14 protein-coding genes and 1 tRNA gene are annotated in these 14,710 nt (G+C 66.9%); 7 read left to right on the forward strand and 8 right to left on the reverse strand.

Annotated elements, in window-relative coordinates; translation table 11 throughout:
• Positions 1–291: 291 nt before the first annotated feature.
• On the reverse strand, positions 292–2,079 hold the full coding sequence (locus E1292_RS44620) for a bifunctional metallophosphatase/5'-nucleotidase (protein ID WP_132605847.1): 1,788 nt from the start codon (positions 2,077–2,079) through the stop codon (positions 292–294).
• Between the two features lie 108 nt (positions 2,080–2,187).
• Here E1292_RS44620 and mshD point away from each other — a divergent pair, with 108 nt between their 5' ends.
• Entirely contained in the window at positions 2,188–3,114 is a 927-nt protein-coding gene (mshD, locus tag E1292_RS44625; protein ID WP_246090782.1) for a mycothiol synthase, read from the forward strand.
• A gap of 96 nt (positions 3,115–3,210) precedes the next feature.
• Here the strand turns inward: mshD and E1292_RS44630 are convergent, their stop codons facing one another.
• The 3 genes from E1292_RS44630 to dcd all read right to left on the reverse strand — a co-directional run bounded on the left by E1292_RS44630 (position 3,211) and on the right by dcd (position 5,665).
• The gene (locus tag E1292_RS44630) at positions 3,211–4,215 is read right to left on the reverse strand and encodes an inorganic phosphate transporter (RefSeq protein ID WP_132605851.1); all 1,005 of its coding nucleotides are present in this window, start codon (positions 4,213–4,215) and stop codon (positions 3,211–3,213) included.
• A 5-nt stretch (positions 4,216–4,220) separates the two neighbouring features.
• Positions 4,221–4,838 carry a DUF47 domain-containing protein gene (locus tag E1292_RS44635; RefSeq protein WP_106243913.1) on the reverse strand — a complete coding sequence of 206 codons (618 nt, stop codon included), beginning with the start codon at positions 4,836–4,838 and terminating at the stop codon, positions 4,221–4,223.
• 251 nt (positions 4,839–5,089) lie between these two features.
• Positions 5,090–5,665, reverse strand: coding sequence for a dCTP deaminase (dcd, locus tag E1292_RS44640; protein ID WP_165975063.1), 576 nt, complete (start codon positions 5,663–5,665; stop codon positions 5,090–5,092).
• 99 nt (positions 5,666–5,764) lie between these two features.
• Between dcd and E1292_RS44645 the strand changes: the two genes are divergently transcribed.
• A tRNA-Gly gene (locus E1292_RS44645) sits at positions 5,765–5,838 on the forward strand.
• Between the two features lie 979 nt (positions 5,839–6,817).
• Entirely contained in the window at positions 6,818–7,798 is a 981-nt protein-coding gene (gene trpS, locus E1292_RS44650; protein WP_132605853.1) for a tryptophan--tRNA ligase, read from the forward strand.
• 699 nt (positions 7,799–8,497) lie between these two features.
• Here trpS and E1292_RS44660 read toward each other — a convergent pair.
• On the reverse strand, positions 8,498–9,226 hold the full coding sequence (locus E1292_RS44660) for an ATP-binding cassette domain-containing protein (RefSeq protein ID WP_165975064.1): 729 nt from the start codon (positions 9,224–9,226) through the stop codon (positions 8,498–8,500).
• Positions 9,227–9,700: 474 nt separating this feature from the next.
• Here E1292_RS44660 and E1292_RS44665 point away from each other — a divergent pair, with 474 nt between their 5' ends.
• From E1292_RS44665 to E1292_RS44680, 4 genes are all read left to right on the forward strand, one after another.
• Positions 9,701–10,876 (forward strand): hypothetical protein, encoded by a 1,176-nt coding sequence (locus E1292_RS44665; RefSeq protein WP_132605859.1) that lies wholly within the window; start codon positions 9,701–9,703, stop codon positions 10,874–10,876.
• Positions 10,877–11,138: 262 nt separating this feature from the next.
• Positions 11,139–11,708, forward strand: a complete 570-nt coding sequence (locus tag E1292_RS44670; RefSeq protein ID WP_132605861.1) for a dihydrofolate reductase family protein — start codon at positions 11,139–11,141, stop codon at positions 11,706–11,708.
• A 170-nt stretch (positions 11,709–11,878) separates the two neighbouring features.
• Positions 11,879–12,076, forward strand: coding sequence for a hypothetical protein (locus tag E1292_RS52405; protein WP_181958402.1), 198 nt, complete (start codon positions 11,879–11,881; stop codon positions 12,074–12,076).
• On the forward strand, positions 12,051–12,680 hold the full coding sequence (locus E1292_RS44680) for a DJ-1/PfpI family protein (protein ID WP_132605863.1): 630 nt from the start codon (positions 12,051–12,053) through the stop codon (positions 12,678–12,680). The genes E1292_RS52405 and E1292_RS44680 overlap by 26 nt, the downstream gene beginning before the upstream one ends.
• Before the next feature lie 209 nt (positions 12,681–12,889).
• Here the strand turns inward: E1292_RS44680 and E1292_RS44685 are convergent, their stop codons facing one another.
• Genes E1292_RS44685 through E1292_RS44695 form a run of 3 tightly spaced genes read right to left on the reverse strand, consistent with a single transcriptional unit; the run spans position 12,890 to position 14,316 of the window.
• A complete protein-coding gene (locus tag E1292_RS44685; protein WP_132605865.1) occupies positions 12,890–13,462 on the reverse strand; it encodes a TIGR03086 family metal-binding protein in 573 nt (190 codons plus the stop codon).
• Positions 13,449–13,931 carry an SRPBCC family protein gene (locus E1292_RS44690; protein ID WP_132605867.1) on the reverse strand — a complete coding sequence of 161 codons (483 nt, stop codon included), beginning with the start codon at positions 13,929–13,931 and terminating at the stop codon, positions 13,449–13,451. The genes E1292_RS44685 and E1292_RS44690 overlap by 14 nt, the downstream gene beginning before the upstream one ends.
• A complete protein-coding gene (locus E1292_RS44695; RefSeq protein WP_342775776.1) occupies positions 13,864–14,316 on the reverse strand; it encodes an ArsR/SmtB family transcription factor in 453 nt (150 codons plus the stop codon). The genes E1292_RS44690 and E1292_RS44695 overlap by 68 nt, the downstream gene beginning before the upstream one ends.
• Between the last annotated feature and the right edge of the window lie 394 nt (positions 14,317–14,710).

Raw genomic sequence — 14,710 nt, forward strand, 5'->3', positions numbered from 1 at the left:
GAGGTCGGGCGGCCGGCGGGTACGAGGTGAGGGCTGCCGGCGGGCAGGGGGTTGTGGCTGCCGATGGTGCACGGGGCCGGGGCGCTGACCGGGTGAGGAGTCAGGCCGTCGGCGGGCCGGCGGGGCGCCGTTGCGGCGGCCGGCCCCGTGCGGGGTCAGATCGCGTCTCCCTGGAGGCCCCCGGCCATGTGCGGTGGGTGGGTGACGTTGGCGGTGCCGTACCGGATGGGGGTTGTGACGAGGGCCCGCCCCCGAGGAGGGGCGGGCCCGAACGGAGCAGGAAGAGGCGGGTCAGCCGGTCACGGTGATGCGGTCGGTCGCGGGCGGCGCGATCGGGTTGTCCTTGCCGAGGTGGTCGACGAAGGCGTCGATGTCCAGCGGCCCGCTCCACACGTCGGTGCCGTCCCTGAAGGCGAGGAACGCGTCGCCGCCTCCCACCAGGAAGTTGTTGGCCGCGACCCGGACGGTCTGCGTGTCGGTCACCGGCGTCCCGTCGATCTTCATGTCGGAGACCTTCGAGCCCCAGGGCGCGCTGTCGGTGTAGGTGTAGGTGAAGTTCGCCGAGGGCTGCAGGATCTTGGTGAACGCCTGGTTGTTGGGCCCGCCGGTGAACTGCTGCTCCAGCACCGTCTTGAGCTGGGCGCCGGTCAGCGTGACGACCTGCATGAGGTTGTTGAACGGCTGCACGGTGAAGGCCTCGCCATACGTGACGACCCCGTCGCCTTCGCCCGCCGGTGACGACGCGTGCGACAGCGAGGCCCGCACCCCACCCGGGTTCATGAGCGCGATCTGCGCGTTGCCGCCGGTCCTGGTGGCGGCGAGCTGGGCGTCGGCGATGAGGTTGCCGAGGGGCGACTCGCCGGAGGGGGCGGCCGTGTTCGTGATGTCGGCGGTGATCGTGCCGACGGCCTTGTTGGCGACGGGGGCGACGCGGTCCTTCCACGTCTGCACGAACGCCGAAATTTCGGGATCTGCGGTGACTGTCCGGGTCACCACGTGGTTGTCCGCCACGATCGAGGCGCGGTCGATGTCCCGCGTCCTGGCGTTGACCTTCATGTCCACCTGCGTGATGACCCGCCCGAACGAGCCGCCCTGCGAGAAGAGCCGGTCCCCGCCCGCCGGGTCCTTCACGGTGCACACGTACGCCTGGTGCGAGTGGCCGCTGAGCACCACGTCGATCTCCGGGTCCACCTGCGTCGCGATGCGGTTGCCCGCCCCGGGGACGGCGCTGCACGCGTCCGGCGACTGGCCCTGGTTCACCTGGTCACCCTCGTGCACCAGCACGACCTGAGCCTTGACGCCCACGAGCCTGAGTAGCTTGGAGGCCACGTTCGCGGCCTTGACCTCGTCCACGAACGTGAGGTCCTTGATCCCCTCGCTCGACACGATTCCCGGCGTCGTCTGCGTGACCAGGCCGATGAAGCCGATCGGCACGCCGTTCATCCATTTGATGCTCACCGGCGGCAGCGCGGGCACGCCCCAGCCGGACAGCGCCTGCTTGACCTTCGCCGAGTCGGAGCCGCCGAGCGCCGCCAGCGCGTCGGTCTTCTCGTGACGGTTCTTGAACAGGACGTTTGCGCCCACGTAGTCGAACTTCGCGCCCTTCCACTCGCCCGCGGGCGAGCAGCCGTCGACCGGGTGGCAGCCGCCCTTCATGATCCGCCGCAGCTCGGCGTAGCCCTCGTCGAACTCGTGATTGCCGACCGCGGCGACCTCGAGCCCCAGCTTGCCGAGGAACTCGACGGACGGCTCGTCGTGGTAGGCGGCCGAGATCAGCGGTGTCGCCCCGATGAGGTCGCCCTGGGCCACCGCGATCGTGTTCTCGTCGGCCAGGGCCTTCATGTGGGTCGCGACGTAGGCCGCGCCGCCGGCGTCGACCGTGTCGCCGTGCTCGTCGACCATGCGGCCGGAGGAGCCGGTCGGCGGCTCGAGGTTGCCGTGGAAGTCGTTGAGGGCGAGCAGCCGTACGGGGACCGTACGCGGTGGCCTGCTCGCGTCCGCCGGAAGGGCGGCGAGCGTGACCGCTCCCGAGGCGACGGCTCCGGCCAGCGCCAGCCGGAGGAAGGAACGAGACGTCATGGCCCAAGACGTTACGGCCGTTGTCCGTGCAGCCGATGTCGCAAAGGTAACGATTTGCCGGGCGGTCCCATGGCGTTATTTGCCAGTCATAGGCCTAGAGTTCGTTCTGTGAGTGTGCGCGTGGAAGTTCGGCAAGTGCTCGACGACCAGGAGATCGCCGGCGTGCTCGGCCTGGTCCAGGCGGCGACGGAGACCGACGGCGTCCGGCCGCTCAACGAGCACGTGATGCTCCATCTGCGTTACGGCGGCGACCCGCAGGCCCGCTCCCTGCTGCTCATGGAGGACGACACCCTGGCGGGCTACGCCCACGTCGACCCCACCGACGAGGTCGAGGGCCCCAGCGTGGAACTCGTCGTCCACCCCGCCCACCGCCGACGCGGGCACGGCGCGCGGCTGCTGACGTCCGTGATGGACCTCACGGAGGGCAGGCCACGCCTGTGGGCCCACGGAGGGCATCCGGGAGCGGGGGCGCTGGCGGCCGCGTTCGGCTTCGAACGGGTGCGCTCGCTCTGGCAGATGCGCCGCTCCCTGTTCGCCCCGCTGGACCCCCTCACCCTGCCGCCGGGCGTCACCCTGCGCACGTTCGTGCCCGGCCAGGACGAGGAGGCATGGCTCAAGGTCAACGCCGAGGCCTTCGCCCACCACCCCGAGCAGGGCGCGTGGACGATGGACGACCTGCTGCGGCGCGAGCAGGAGCCCTGGTTCGACCCCGAGGGTTTCTTCCTGGCCTTCCGCGGCGACCGGCTGGCCGGCTTCCACTGGACGAAGGTGCACGGCTCGTCCGAGCACGGCCACGAGCCCCTCGGCGAGGTGTACGTCGTCGGCGTCGACCCCTCCCAGCAGGGCACCGGCCTCGGCAAGGCCCTCACCCTGGCCGGGCTGCACCACCTCCGCGCGTGCGGCCTCGCCCAGGCGATGTTGTACGTGGACGAGGCCAACACGGCGGCGATCAGGTTGTACGAGTCCCTCGGCTTCAACCGGTGGGACGTGGACGTGATGTACGCGGCTCCCGAAGCTGGCGTACGCGGCTCCTGAGGTTGGCGTACGTCTCCCTCAGGTTGGCGTACGCGGCTCCCTGGGGTTGGTTGGCGTCGTGGCTCCCGAGGCTGGCGTGTGCGTCTCCTGAGGCGCCTACTCCACGATCGCGTGGAGGATGAAGTAGGAGACGGACGCCACGAGGGCCGCTGCCGGAATGGTGAGGATCCACGCCGTCACGATGTTGCCCGCGACGCCCCACCGCACGGCGCTGAGCCGCTTGGTGGCCCCCACCCCCATGATCGCTGACGTGATCGTGTGCGTGGTGGAGATGGGCGCCCCGAACCCGATGGCGGCCCCGTAGAGCACGGTCGCCGCCGCCGACTCCGCGGCGAACCCCTGGGGCGGGTCGAGCGCGATGATGCGCCGGCCCAGCGTGCGCATGATGCGCCAGCCCCCGGCGTACGTGCCCAGCGAGATCGCCCCCGCGGCGGCCAGGATGACCCACTGCGGGATCGGGTCGTCCTGCTCGGCGAAACCGCCGACGGTGAGCGCCAGGAAGATCACACCCATCGTCTTCTGCGCGTCCTGCAGCCCGTGCCCGAGCGCCATGGCGGCGGCCGAGACGGTCTGCGCGTAGCGGAAGCCGCGGTTGGTCTTGCCCGGCTGGCTGTTGCGGAAGATCCAATAAATTGCGATCATGATCGCGGCGGCGAGGCTGAACCCGACCAGGGGCGAGAAGATCATCGGGATGACGACCTTCTCCAGGACGCCGTCCCAGTGCACCACGCTGGCCGAGGCCAGCGCCGAGCCCACCAGGCCGCCGATGAGCGCGTGACTGGAGGAAGAGGGCAGGCCGAAATACCAGGTGATCAGGTTCCAGACGATCGCGCCGATGAGCGCCGAGGCGACGATGACCAGACCGTGTGAGCCGTCGGGTGCGTCGATGATGCCTTTGCCGACCGTCTGCGCGACCTGGGTGCCCAGGTGGGCGCCGATGAAGTTCATGGCCGCCGCCATGAACAGCGCGGCCCTGGGGGTGAGGGCCCGGGTCGAGACGGAGGTCGCGATGGCGTTCGCCGCGTCGTGGAACCCGTTGGTGTAGTCGAATGCCAGTGCGATGACGACCACGCCGATGACGAGGCCGAGCGTGAGGTCCACCGGGCTTAGCTTTCCTTGACCGCGATCGACTCGACGGTGTTGGCCACGTGCTCGAAGGCGTCGGCGGCCTCTTCGAGAGCGTCGACGACCTCCTTCATCTTCATGACCGTGAGGGCGTCGTACTCGCCGCTGAACAGCTTGGCCAGCAACCTCCGATAGACCTGGTCACCCTGGTTCTCCAGGCGGTTGACCTCGATCCAGTATTCGTTGAGGTTCTTCATCGAACGCAGCCGCGGCATGGCCTCCGCGGTGAGCTCCGCGGCCCGCTCCAGCACCTCGACCTGCCTGACGACGTCTTTGGGCAGGTGGTCGATCTGATAGAGCACGATGAGGTCGGACGCCGCTTCCATGGCGTCCATCACGTCATCGAGGTTGGAGGCGAGCCGGTAGATGTCCTCGCGATCGAAGGGGGTGATGAAGCTCTCGTTGAGCCGGTTCATGATCGCGTGAGTGCGTTCATCGCCGGCGTGCTCGCAGGCGCGCATCTTCTCGGCCAGGGCCTCCCTGTCCGATCCGTCGCTGATGATCTCTACCAGTAGCCGGGATGCGGTGACCAGATTGTTCGCCGAGTCGGCGAACAGGTCGTAGTAGCTGTCCTCACGTGGCGTGAGACGCAGGCGCACGTCGTTCTCCAGATGTGCGGGGATGGTCCGTGGAAGAGGGTACGGGTAACCAGGCGAAATACGAACTTCATGTCCCCTTCGCCTAATGGCTACCCGGAGCAGGTTGTATGACACCGGAAACCCCGGTAGTTTGGGCGCTTTTTGCAGCTCCAGCTGACCTTAAACGGCCTGTCCGCATCTCCTCGACCCGGGGTGCCCCCACTTCTCGTACCGACATGTTCCCCGACTGTTCATCTGATGTTCATCTTCGTTCAGATCTTCGTCCGGTGGAAGTTACGGAACGACCGTGAGGGCGTGGGCCCCCGCTGCCCCTGGTAGCGCGACCCGTACTTGTCGGACCCGTACGGATGCTCGGCAGGAGAGCTGAGCCTGAACACGCACAACTGCCCGATCTTCATCCCCGGCCACAACTTGATCGGCAACGTCGCCACGTTCGACAACTCCAACGTCACGTGCCCGCTGAACCCCGGATCGATGAACCCCGCCGTCGAATGCGTCAGCAACCCCAGCCGACCGAGCGAACTCTTGCCCTCCAAGCGCGACGCCAGATCATCAGGCAGCGTGATCATCTCGTACGTGGACGCCAGCACGAACTCCCCAGGATGCAGGATGAACGGCTCGTCCCCGGCCGGCTCCACCATCCGCGTAAGATCCGGCTGCTCCACGGACGGGTCGATGTGCGGGTAACGATGGTTCTCGAACACCCGGAAGAACCGGTCGAGACGCACATCGATGCTGGACGGCTGGATCATGTCCTGGTCGAAAGGATCGAGGGCGAGCCGGCCGGCGTCGATCTCGGCGAGGATGTCACGGTCGGATAGCAGCACGCAGAGCAACCTACCGTCCGAGGCGAAAGTCTGGGGTGCGGGGATTGCTGATCCGGTGCAACTTTCCGCTACAGTGGTGGACGCGACCTCGGGTCGTACGCGGGTGTAGTTCAATGGCAGAACATCAGCTTCCCAAGCTGACAGCGCGGGTTCGATTCCCGTCACCCGCTCCAAGATCCTGGGGCCGACTGCATGGCCTTCCGCTTCAGGGCGCTTCGCGCTCGTGAGCTTCAGACAGCGCCTCCCAGAGGGCTCCGCCCCCTTCGACCCCCGACAACCCACCCACGCTCGCTCCGCTCGCCTTCGCCCGACCCGTTGCCTGGTTACCGGGTTGGCCCGCGAATACCCGCCCCGAACGCGATACCCGGAGCTTCGCCCGTCGAGGCGGGACAACCATCAGGACAGCCGTCACGATGCGCCGGCGTTCCATCCACACCCGATGCCGTCGACGAGTTGAACGCCCACTACGACGAGACGATCCGCTTCACCCTGCCGATCGTTGATCGGGACGCACTGCGTGATTCAGCAGTACCGATCCATCTACCTGCCCGAGTGGTTCGGCGAATCGGAGGCGGGCCACCGATCGCCCGGATCATCAGCTCCGGCCAGCATGGCGACAGTCCGTACTTCCCGGCGTGTGCTGGAGGGTGTGCGCATCCAGCGCCGCGGGCTGGGCCGTCCCCGCAAACGTCCCCGGCGCGTACTGGCCGACAAGGCATACTCCTCCCGTGCCAACCGTGCCTGCCTGCTCTCTGTCGATGCCTGGAGCACAGTACTCATCAGGTCCGTGCTCCTTGATCAGGAGCTACACCAGTGACCGTACAATCCCGTCTTCGAGCCTTCGTGCATGTCGTGATGGCGAGGAGACGCCACCCCGGTCGGTGGTGACTCCGCATGGCGTCTGATCATGCCTTGGCAGTCGAGGAGGTTCACGGTCACCGTCGGGGGCCAGGGCTCCGTCACGTCGGGCTGTAGGTGGTATTGTCGCGGTGTGCGGATGATCTGTTGTTTTCTCAGCTGGTGGCGCCCCTGAGGGGCGGCACCGTTCATCCGTGTACTGACACTGCGGCCGCCCGACTCGGGCGGCCGTTTCTGCGTTCCACGCCTCGGTAGCCCGACCAGGACGGCCCCTGACTCTGAAAGAGCCAACCGATGCCACGACGCCTCACGGGCTTCACCCCGTCCGGAGACCTGCACCTGGGCAACTACATCGGCGCGATCGCCCCGATCATCTCCCAGCAGGCCACAACCGACACGGTGGTGTTCATCTCCGACCTGCACGCCCTGACCTTGGACCACGTCCCGGCCGAGGTGCGGCGGCGGACGCTGGAGTTCGCCACCGTACTGCTGGCCGCGGGCGCCGACCCCCAGGTGTGCCTGTTCCTGGTCCAGTCGCACGTTCCTGAGCACACCGAGTTGCACTACCTGTTGGAGTGCGCGACGGGCTACGGCGAGGCGCACCGCATGATCCAGTTCAAGGAGAAGGCCGACCGTCAGCAGCATGTGCGGATGTCGCTGCTGACGTACCCGATCCTGATGGCCGCCGACATCCTGCTCTATGACACCGATGAGGTGCCGGTCGGCGAGGACCAGCGCCAGCACGTGGAACTGGCTCGCGACGTGGCGCAGAGGTTCAACGCCAACTATGGCCCTACCTTCACTGTCCCGCGGGCTGTCAACCCGCCGATCGCAGCCCGGATCATGGACCTGACCTCACCCACCGACAAGATGAGCAAGTCGGCCGCCTCAGCGGCCGGCACGCTGCGTCTGCTGGATGAGCCGCAGGTGCTGCGGCGCAAGGTGATGCGTGCGGTTACCGACGGCGACAACGAGGTGGCCTTCGACCCTGCCCGCAAGCCGGGGGTGTCCAATCTGCTCAGCATCCTGGCCGCTTGCACGGGCGGAGAGCCTGCGCGATTGGCCGGGCGATTCGACCGGTACGGCGAGTTGAAGTCAGCGACCGCCGATGCCGTGGTGGCCACCCTGACTCCCATCCGCGCGCGCTACCTCGAACTCGCCGCCGATTTGCAGCACGTCCGTACGGTGCTTCGAGCAGGCGCCGATCGCGCTCATGAACTGGCAGGCAAGAAGGTGGAGCAGGCGAAGGCGGCGATTGGCTTGCTGCCCAGCTGAGTCGTCCATGCATCCCCGCTGTCCCCGCTGTTCGATCGGCTCTCGCTGGACAAGTTTCGTGTCCTCGGGGACATGACCGTGGTCAACGATGCGGAATCCGTGCGCCGGACAGGGGAAACAGCCGGGCATTGTCGTACTTCCCGCCCAGGCGGGGGCCGCCGAAAGAAGCGATCCCGTCGGGCGGGTGGCCGGACCTGTCACGCTGGCGGCCGGACCTCTTGAACAGGTGGGTCTTGACCAGTTCAAGAGGTCCGAGCGGACCTTCTCGGCCCGCCGCTGCTCGCTGATCGTCGGCACTCCGGGGCGGCAAGCTCAACTGATCAGTAGCAGTAGACGCGGACCTCCTTGTGCCTGACCTGGTAAACGTCATAGGGCGGCCACTGGTAAACAGTCTTCACATACTCACCGCCGGCAGGGCCCTTTACAGGGCACATCGGGCTGTTCACGGTCCGAGCCGATACGGCGGTCACGGGAAGAAGCACCGCGAGCGAAAGGAAGCAGAGGGCGGCGAGTCTGGTGAGCATGTTCATGATGTTCCTGTCTCAGTCGGTGTGAGCGGTGCGAGCCAGCCGTCGAACGCGTTGACCAGGACCTGTTGGCCGACCAACCCGTCGGCCGTCCCGTTGACCGCGAGTACGGCCATCCCGAGTTCCCTGCACATGGCCGCGGCATGGGAAAGTACGGTGCCGCAGCGCACTATCAGGCTCCCGTAGGGCCTCCAGGTGGTCGGCGGCGGGGAGGTCTCGCCTGCCCCACCGCGGTGGCGAAGGCGTCCTCAAGCCGTACCTGCTCGATGCGCAGGTCGGCGGCGCCGCAGAGTTCCAGCCTCTTGCCCAGACGCATGAGGCCCTCGGCCGTCCACGAGCGGACCCGGTAGCGTGCTCGCCATCCTCCTGGCACCTCCTCGACGGCCACCAACTCGATGCCGTCCTGCGGTCCGCTCTCCTCCATGAATCGGGGCGCGCCTGATCCGGACATGACCACCGTGGCGACGAACCCGGCCCGGCGTACGAACGCGTCGAGCGGAAGATCGTGGATGAGCCGGCCGGAGTCAAGGACGACCACCCGGTCGGCGAGTTGCTCGACATCGAGGAGGTGGTGGCTGGTCAAGAGGACGGTGACGCCGCGCTGTCGCATGGCGGCGACGGACTCGCGGAGCCGTTGCGCCTCGATGGGGTCGAGACCGATCGTCGGCTCATCGAGAACGATCACACGGGGGTCGGCGATCATTCCGATCGCGGTGTGCAGGCGTTGCCGCATCCCCTTGGAGAAGCGCTGCACCTGCCGGTCCGCCACGTCCAGCAGGCCGACGATGTGGAGCGCGTCGTGTGATGAGGCCCTCGACTGCGCGCCCGCCGGTCCTGTGGCTGCCGGCCGAGGCCTGACGCCGGACGCGCATCCCTCCTGAGATAACCTCGCTTCGATCATGCGTGGGACGACTCCTTGAGGTGTGGGCGTGAGGCAGGAACTATGTGCCGATGAGGTGTCGCTGACCAACGCCTCCCGGAGCCTGCACGAGGCAGCCGAGGCATTCGAGCAGCTCACGGACATGTTGCTGGCTTCGGTCGCGGGAGGTGCTCGTTCCCCGTGGGGGGGGATTGGCACTGCAGGCATGGTCATGGACCAGGTGAACGAGAGGTTGGGTCAGGCCTGCCGTCGGGTGCATACCAACTTGGGCAAGATCGGTGTCTCCCTGGAATCGATGAGAGATAGCTATGTCGGCGCCGATCGTGCCGCTGCGTCCGCGATTTCCGCCATACGTCGTGGTACTGACTTGGGTGCGGAACGGACCTACTAGAGCGCAGCATCGAATGATGACGGTGCATAAGGCGTATGTGATGCGGCTCACCTGGGATGTGCTGTGGCTGATTTTTGTATGTGTGAAGGTCAGTAACGCTCCCAGTGGAACTGGAGTTCGCGTTGGGCGTGCTGGGAGTCCCGTGGCCCACTCGGGATGAGGACAGGCTACGCCAATACGCAGCCGCCTATCGCGCATGCGCCAGGATGCTCGCCACGAACGTCATCCCGACTGCCCATGGCGCCGTTCTGCACGCTGCGGCCAACAACTCCGGTGCGGCGATGGACGCGGCCGGCTACTTTTGGGCACAATATCACCAAGAGGGCGACGACTCTGTCCACATGCCCAGCATGGTCGTCACCTTGAAGGCACTGGCTGTTATTCATGAGGTGGCCGCCGACCTTGTCAAGGCATATAAGGAACTTCTCATCGCGGCGGCCGAGGCGGTGGCCGCACTCCTCGCCATAGCCGTCCTCACCGCAGGCCTCGCCCCTTTCTCGCGCGTCGTTCGGCTTCGCCTCGTGGTTGCACGCGCCACCGGCCTCTTCCGTCCACTGCTCGAAGGTGCCATCTGTACGAGTGTGCGGAAAGCGATCGAGAGTCGTCTGTGCCGCATTGCGCTGGCCCGCAGTCCGCAGCAGTCCGTGGTGGAAAATGCCTCGGCACGTACGGCAGAGGCGCACCCGTTGCGTGGCCTCTGGCTCGCCAGTAGATATCCGGCAGGGGCCGATATTGATCCGTTCAAATTTATTATGGACCTTGTGGACCGCGGTAAGGCGGAAGGCCTGATGGTCGCAACAGGCAAACGCTTCCCTGGCGATTACATCGCATACCGCGCCAAGGTGGAGAACTGGCTGAGAGCCGAGGGCCGGAAGAAAGGGCAGGAATGTGCAGACAACGTCTATCCCCTATATTTCAGGCTGTACACGAAGCCTGCCGGCAGCCTGGGTGAAGGCTTCACGACCTTGAACATGAGGGCTGAGTCCATACCGGCTGAACACATGACCTTCACCCTGGAAGACAGCTTCAACAATTATATGATCCTGGACCCACCGGACGGCCAGACTGCCTTCCTCGACCTGGAGCCGCGAGTTTTCAGTGCGCAGGAGGTTCGATCACTCATCGACCAGGATGGCTTTCCCGAACACCTTGACGGCGGAAGCGTCAAAAGCTATATCGAGGTGCAAGTATGGCTGAGAGACGCTCCTGTGTTCGACCGCGCGCGAACTCTGGCCGACACGGACAGGGGCCAGAGTAGCGTTATCACAGTCGGGCCTTGACCAGTTACCGAGCTGACAGCGCGGGGTTCGATTCCCGTCACCCGCTCCAACCCCGGGTTGCCGGGTGGGCCCGCGAACACCCGCCCCGAACGTGAAACCCAGCGCACCGGTCGAGACGCACGACCATCAGAACAGCACGACGAAGGGGACCGTGTTCCTTTCCTTGGCCTGAACTTCCGACAGTCATGTCGAAGACGCGGTGAGCGCTCCGACCACACGGTGAAAGCACCCCCCGCGGGGGTCCTACCGGAGGAGCACGACCATGCGGAAGATCATCCACTTCGTCCACACCTCGCTGGACGGCTTCGTCGAGGGTCCGAACGGCGAGTTCGACTGGCCCGTCATGGGGCCGGAGCTGTCGGCCTACTCCTTGAGCCAGGTGGAGCGGGCCGACACTTTCCTCTACGGCCGTCCGGTCTGGGAGATGATGGTCGGCTACTGGCCGAACGTCGAGTCCGTCTCCGACGACCCTCACGACCTCAAATTCGCCCCCGTCTGGCGACGTACTGCCAAGGTGGTGTTCTCCCGCACGCTGCGCGACCCCGGCCACGGCGCACGGGTCATCGACGGCACGAACCTGGTCGAGCAGGTCACCACGCTCAAGACCGAGCCGGGCAAGGACCTGCTGTTGATGGGTGGCGCGTCTCTGGCCGCCGAGCTCACCGCTCGCGGTCTGATCGACGAATACCAGGTCATTGTGCACCCGGTCGTTCTCGGCGGCGGCAAGGCCCTGTTCACCGGATTCGAGCATCGGCTCGATCTGCAGCTGGTCGATTCGCGGACTCTCGACGCTCGGACCGTTCTGCTACGCCACCGGCCCGCCTCCCACTGAGGACCGCCCCGAAATCCACACGGCTTCTTCGACCATTCTGATGTGCAGGTGCTCCCCAACGGTCATCCGCCGGGGGAGGTCCGTCGTCGCGGCGCTCTGCGAGTGGCTTGTCCACACCAGCCGCCGCCACAAAGGAGGGCTTGGCTCAGCGGTGCGAGCACGGCGTTCCCGTGACCGATCTGGAACCGATCGCCGGTGACGGCATAACGGGGACGGTCGTTCACTTCCGCCCGGACGAACACCTGCCCACGCACGCAGAGGCCGGCGGGCTGGACGACAACGCCCATCCGCCCGATACGCCCGACCGACGTAGCATTGTGAAGCTGACCAGGAGGAGTCATCGTGCGCATCGCCATTCCGCTGTTTGAACGGTTCACGGCCCTTGACGCAGTCGGCCCGTACGAGGTGCTCAAATTTCTCCCTGACGCCGAGATCGTGTTCGTCGCCGAGGAGCCGGGGCCGGTGCGAGATGTTCCTGAGTGGTTGGCCATCAGCGCCGACGCTGCTTTCGCCGATATCGACTCCTGCGATGTACTGCTCGTTCCGGGAGGGCCAGGCGCTCGAGGCCTCCTCCAGGACGACGAGCTTCTCGGCTGGATCCGTCGAATGCACGAGGGGAGCGTCTGGACCACCTCCGTCTGCACAGGCTCGCTGCTGCTGGCCGCAGCGGGGTTGCTCGAAGGACTTTCCGCGACGACGCACTGGGCGGCAACCGACGTGCTGGAATCGTTCGGAGCCACCTACACGCCTGAGAGAGTCGTGTTCCAGGAGAAGATCGTGACGGCTGCGGGGGTTTCGTCGGGCATCGATATGGCCCTCGCCTTGGCGGAACGGATCGCTGATCAGACCACGGCCGAGGCGATCCAGCTCGCCATCGAGTACGATCCTCAGCCGCCTTTCGACGCAGGATCCCCTGCCAAGGCGCCACGGGCCGCCAAGGATCTTCTCGCCAGGGGAATGGGAGTTCGTTGACGTCCGGGCGAGGACGAGGGTGCCGCCGGGAGTGGCGGGAACCGGGTCCCGGCGGCCGTCTCGCCATGGGACTCTCCCCGCCGGATGTGAACATCTCACCCGCGCATCGCTGAACTGCTGACGAAGGGCGGGACGGACCAGGCCGGCTCGCCGTGGCCGGGCCGTACACGTCACAGGCGAAGCGACCGGTCAGGTCGGGGGCGTCCGGCTCAGTGTCCCGGCCAGAACGGGTCCCGGCCGATGAAGCCCACCAGTCTGGTCTGGACATCCGAGCCGGCGGGCACCTCGACCCGGGTGCCGTACTGGCCGGAGGAGCGGAGGACCTCCTCCATCTGCTCCATCGGGCCGAGGAGCTGGGCACAGAAGTCGGGGTCCAGCCGGTCGTCCTGGCCGGTTGCCCTGGACAGATCCCAGGTGTGCATGAACACGTCAGCGGTGTAGAACTGGTCGATCGCGGTCGCCAGAGGCAGGCTGCCCGTGTGCGGGTTGGTGAGTTTCCGGTGGGCGGTCTCCGGATCGTCCAGCACGGCCTGCACGGCGTCGCAGTGAACTTGCCACGCGGCGACCGGGTCCTCGTCCACCGACGGGCCGCGGCGCAGTTCGATGCCGGCGCCGGAGGCCAGGAACCCGGGGAACCACTCGGTCAGGTGCCGAACGATGTCGCGGGCGGTCCAGCCGGCGACCGGGGACGGCACGTCCCAGGACCTGGTTGCGCGGACCCGGTCGGTGAACAGTCCGGCGACCTGCCGGTGTCGCTCGGCGGGGCGGTCAGACAGCGCCATCGATGATCATCCTCTCCAGCTTGGCGTAACCTTCGTCGACACCGACCTCCATACCGCTACGCAGCAACGCGTCGCGGCCTTCGAAGCTGTCGACCAGCGACTGCGACCGCAGCCGCGTACGGCCGTCGCCCAGGCCCTCGAACCACAACGTCTCCAGCGCGACTCCGTCGGGATCGCCCTCGAAGGTGAAGGTCTGCACGATGCGGTCCGGCCGTACCTCGTGGAAGCAGCCGTGGAACCGGTATTCCGTGTCGTCGTGCACCGAGACGTACCGCCAGCTGCCGCCGGTTCGCGCGTCCCAGTGCTCGATCCGGGTGGCCGTGGCATCGGGGCCCACCCACCGGGCGAACAGCGCGGGATCGGTGTGGGCGCGGAACAGTTGCCCGGGCGTCGCCGCGAAGTCACGAGTCGTCCGGATGATCGGCACCCCCGGGTCGGCTTCGATGGCCGTCTCCTTGATCGTGCTCATGTGGTTCGTCTCCGTTCATCTCCGCCAGGACGGCGTCAAGGCGGCGGTAGCGCTGCTCGACGCGGCGCCGGTGGCGCTCGATCCAGGTGTCCATCAGGTCGAAGGCCTGGGCCTCCAAGCGCACCGGCCGGGGCTGTGGTCCGTGCGGCCGGCTGACGAGCCCGGCGTCCTCCAGCACCCGCAAGTGCTTGTAGACGGCCTGCAGCGTCATCCGGTACGGCTCGGCCAGCTGGCTCACGGTCGCGTCGCGCTCCGAGAGCCGGGCCACCATGTCGCGCCGCGTCGGATCCGCGAGGGCGGCGAAGACGCGCGACAGCGTGTCCGTGGTCATCGGCCCCTCCAGTTTCAACTCAATGGTTGAAAACTGTAGGCCGACGGCGCCCATCCGTCAACCCAGAAGTTGAAAGCGCTGCTCATGGGCCGAGCTGTCCTGTGGTCAACGTCTGCTCCGCGGCCGACCGGACAACAAGAACCCCAGCGCCGGCCGAGCCGGGCGGCCGGCCGGCTGCCCACCACCTGGCCCCGGCTCCTGCGCCGGGCCCCTGATTCATGTGCGGCCCCGGGACACCGCGGCCTGGCGGGGGCTCGTAGTGCGCTACGGAGTGCCGTGACGCGGCGGTGGTGACCCTCGACGTCCGATCGTTTCTCCCTGTCGCTGAGCGCGCCGTGTCGATCGCCGGCGAGCTGGTGATCGCCGGACCAGTGCCATCGACCCGGCACGAGGGCCGGACATGACGACGGCCTACGCACTGAGAGCGGGTATCAGGGCAGGGCGGGGG

The organism is Nonomuraea deserti, from assembly GCF_004348685.1.
GTDB lineage: Bacteria > Actinomycetota > Actinomycetes > Streptosporangiales > Streptosporangiaceae > Nonomuraea > Nonomuraea deserti.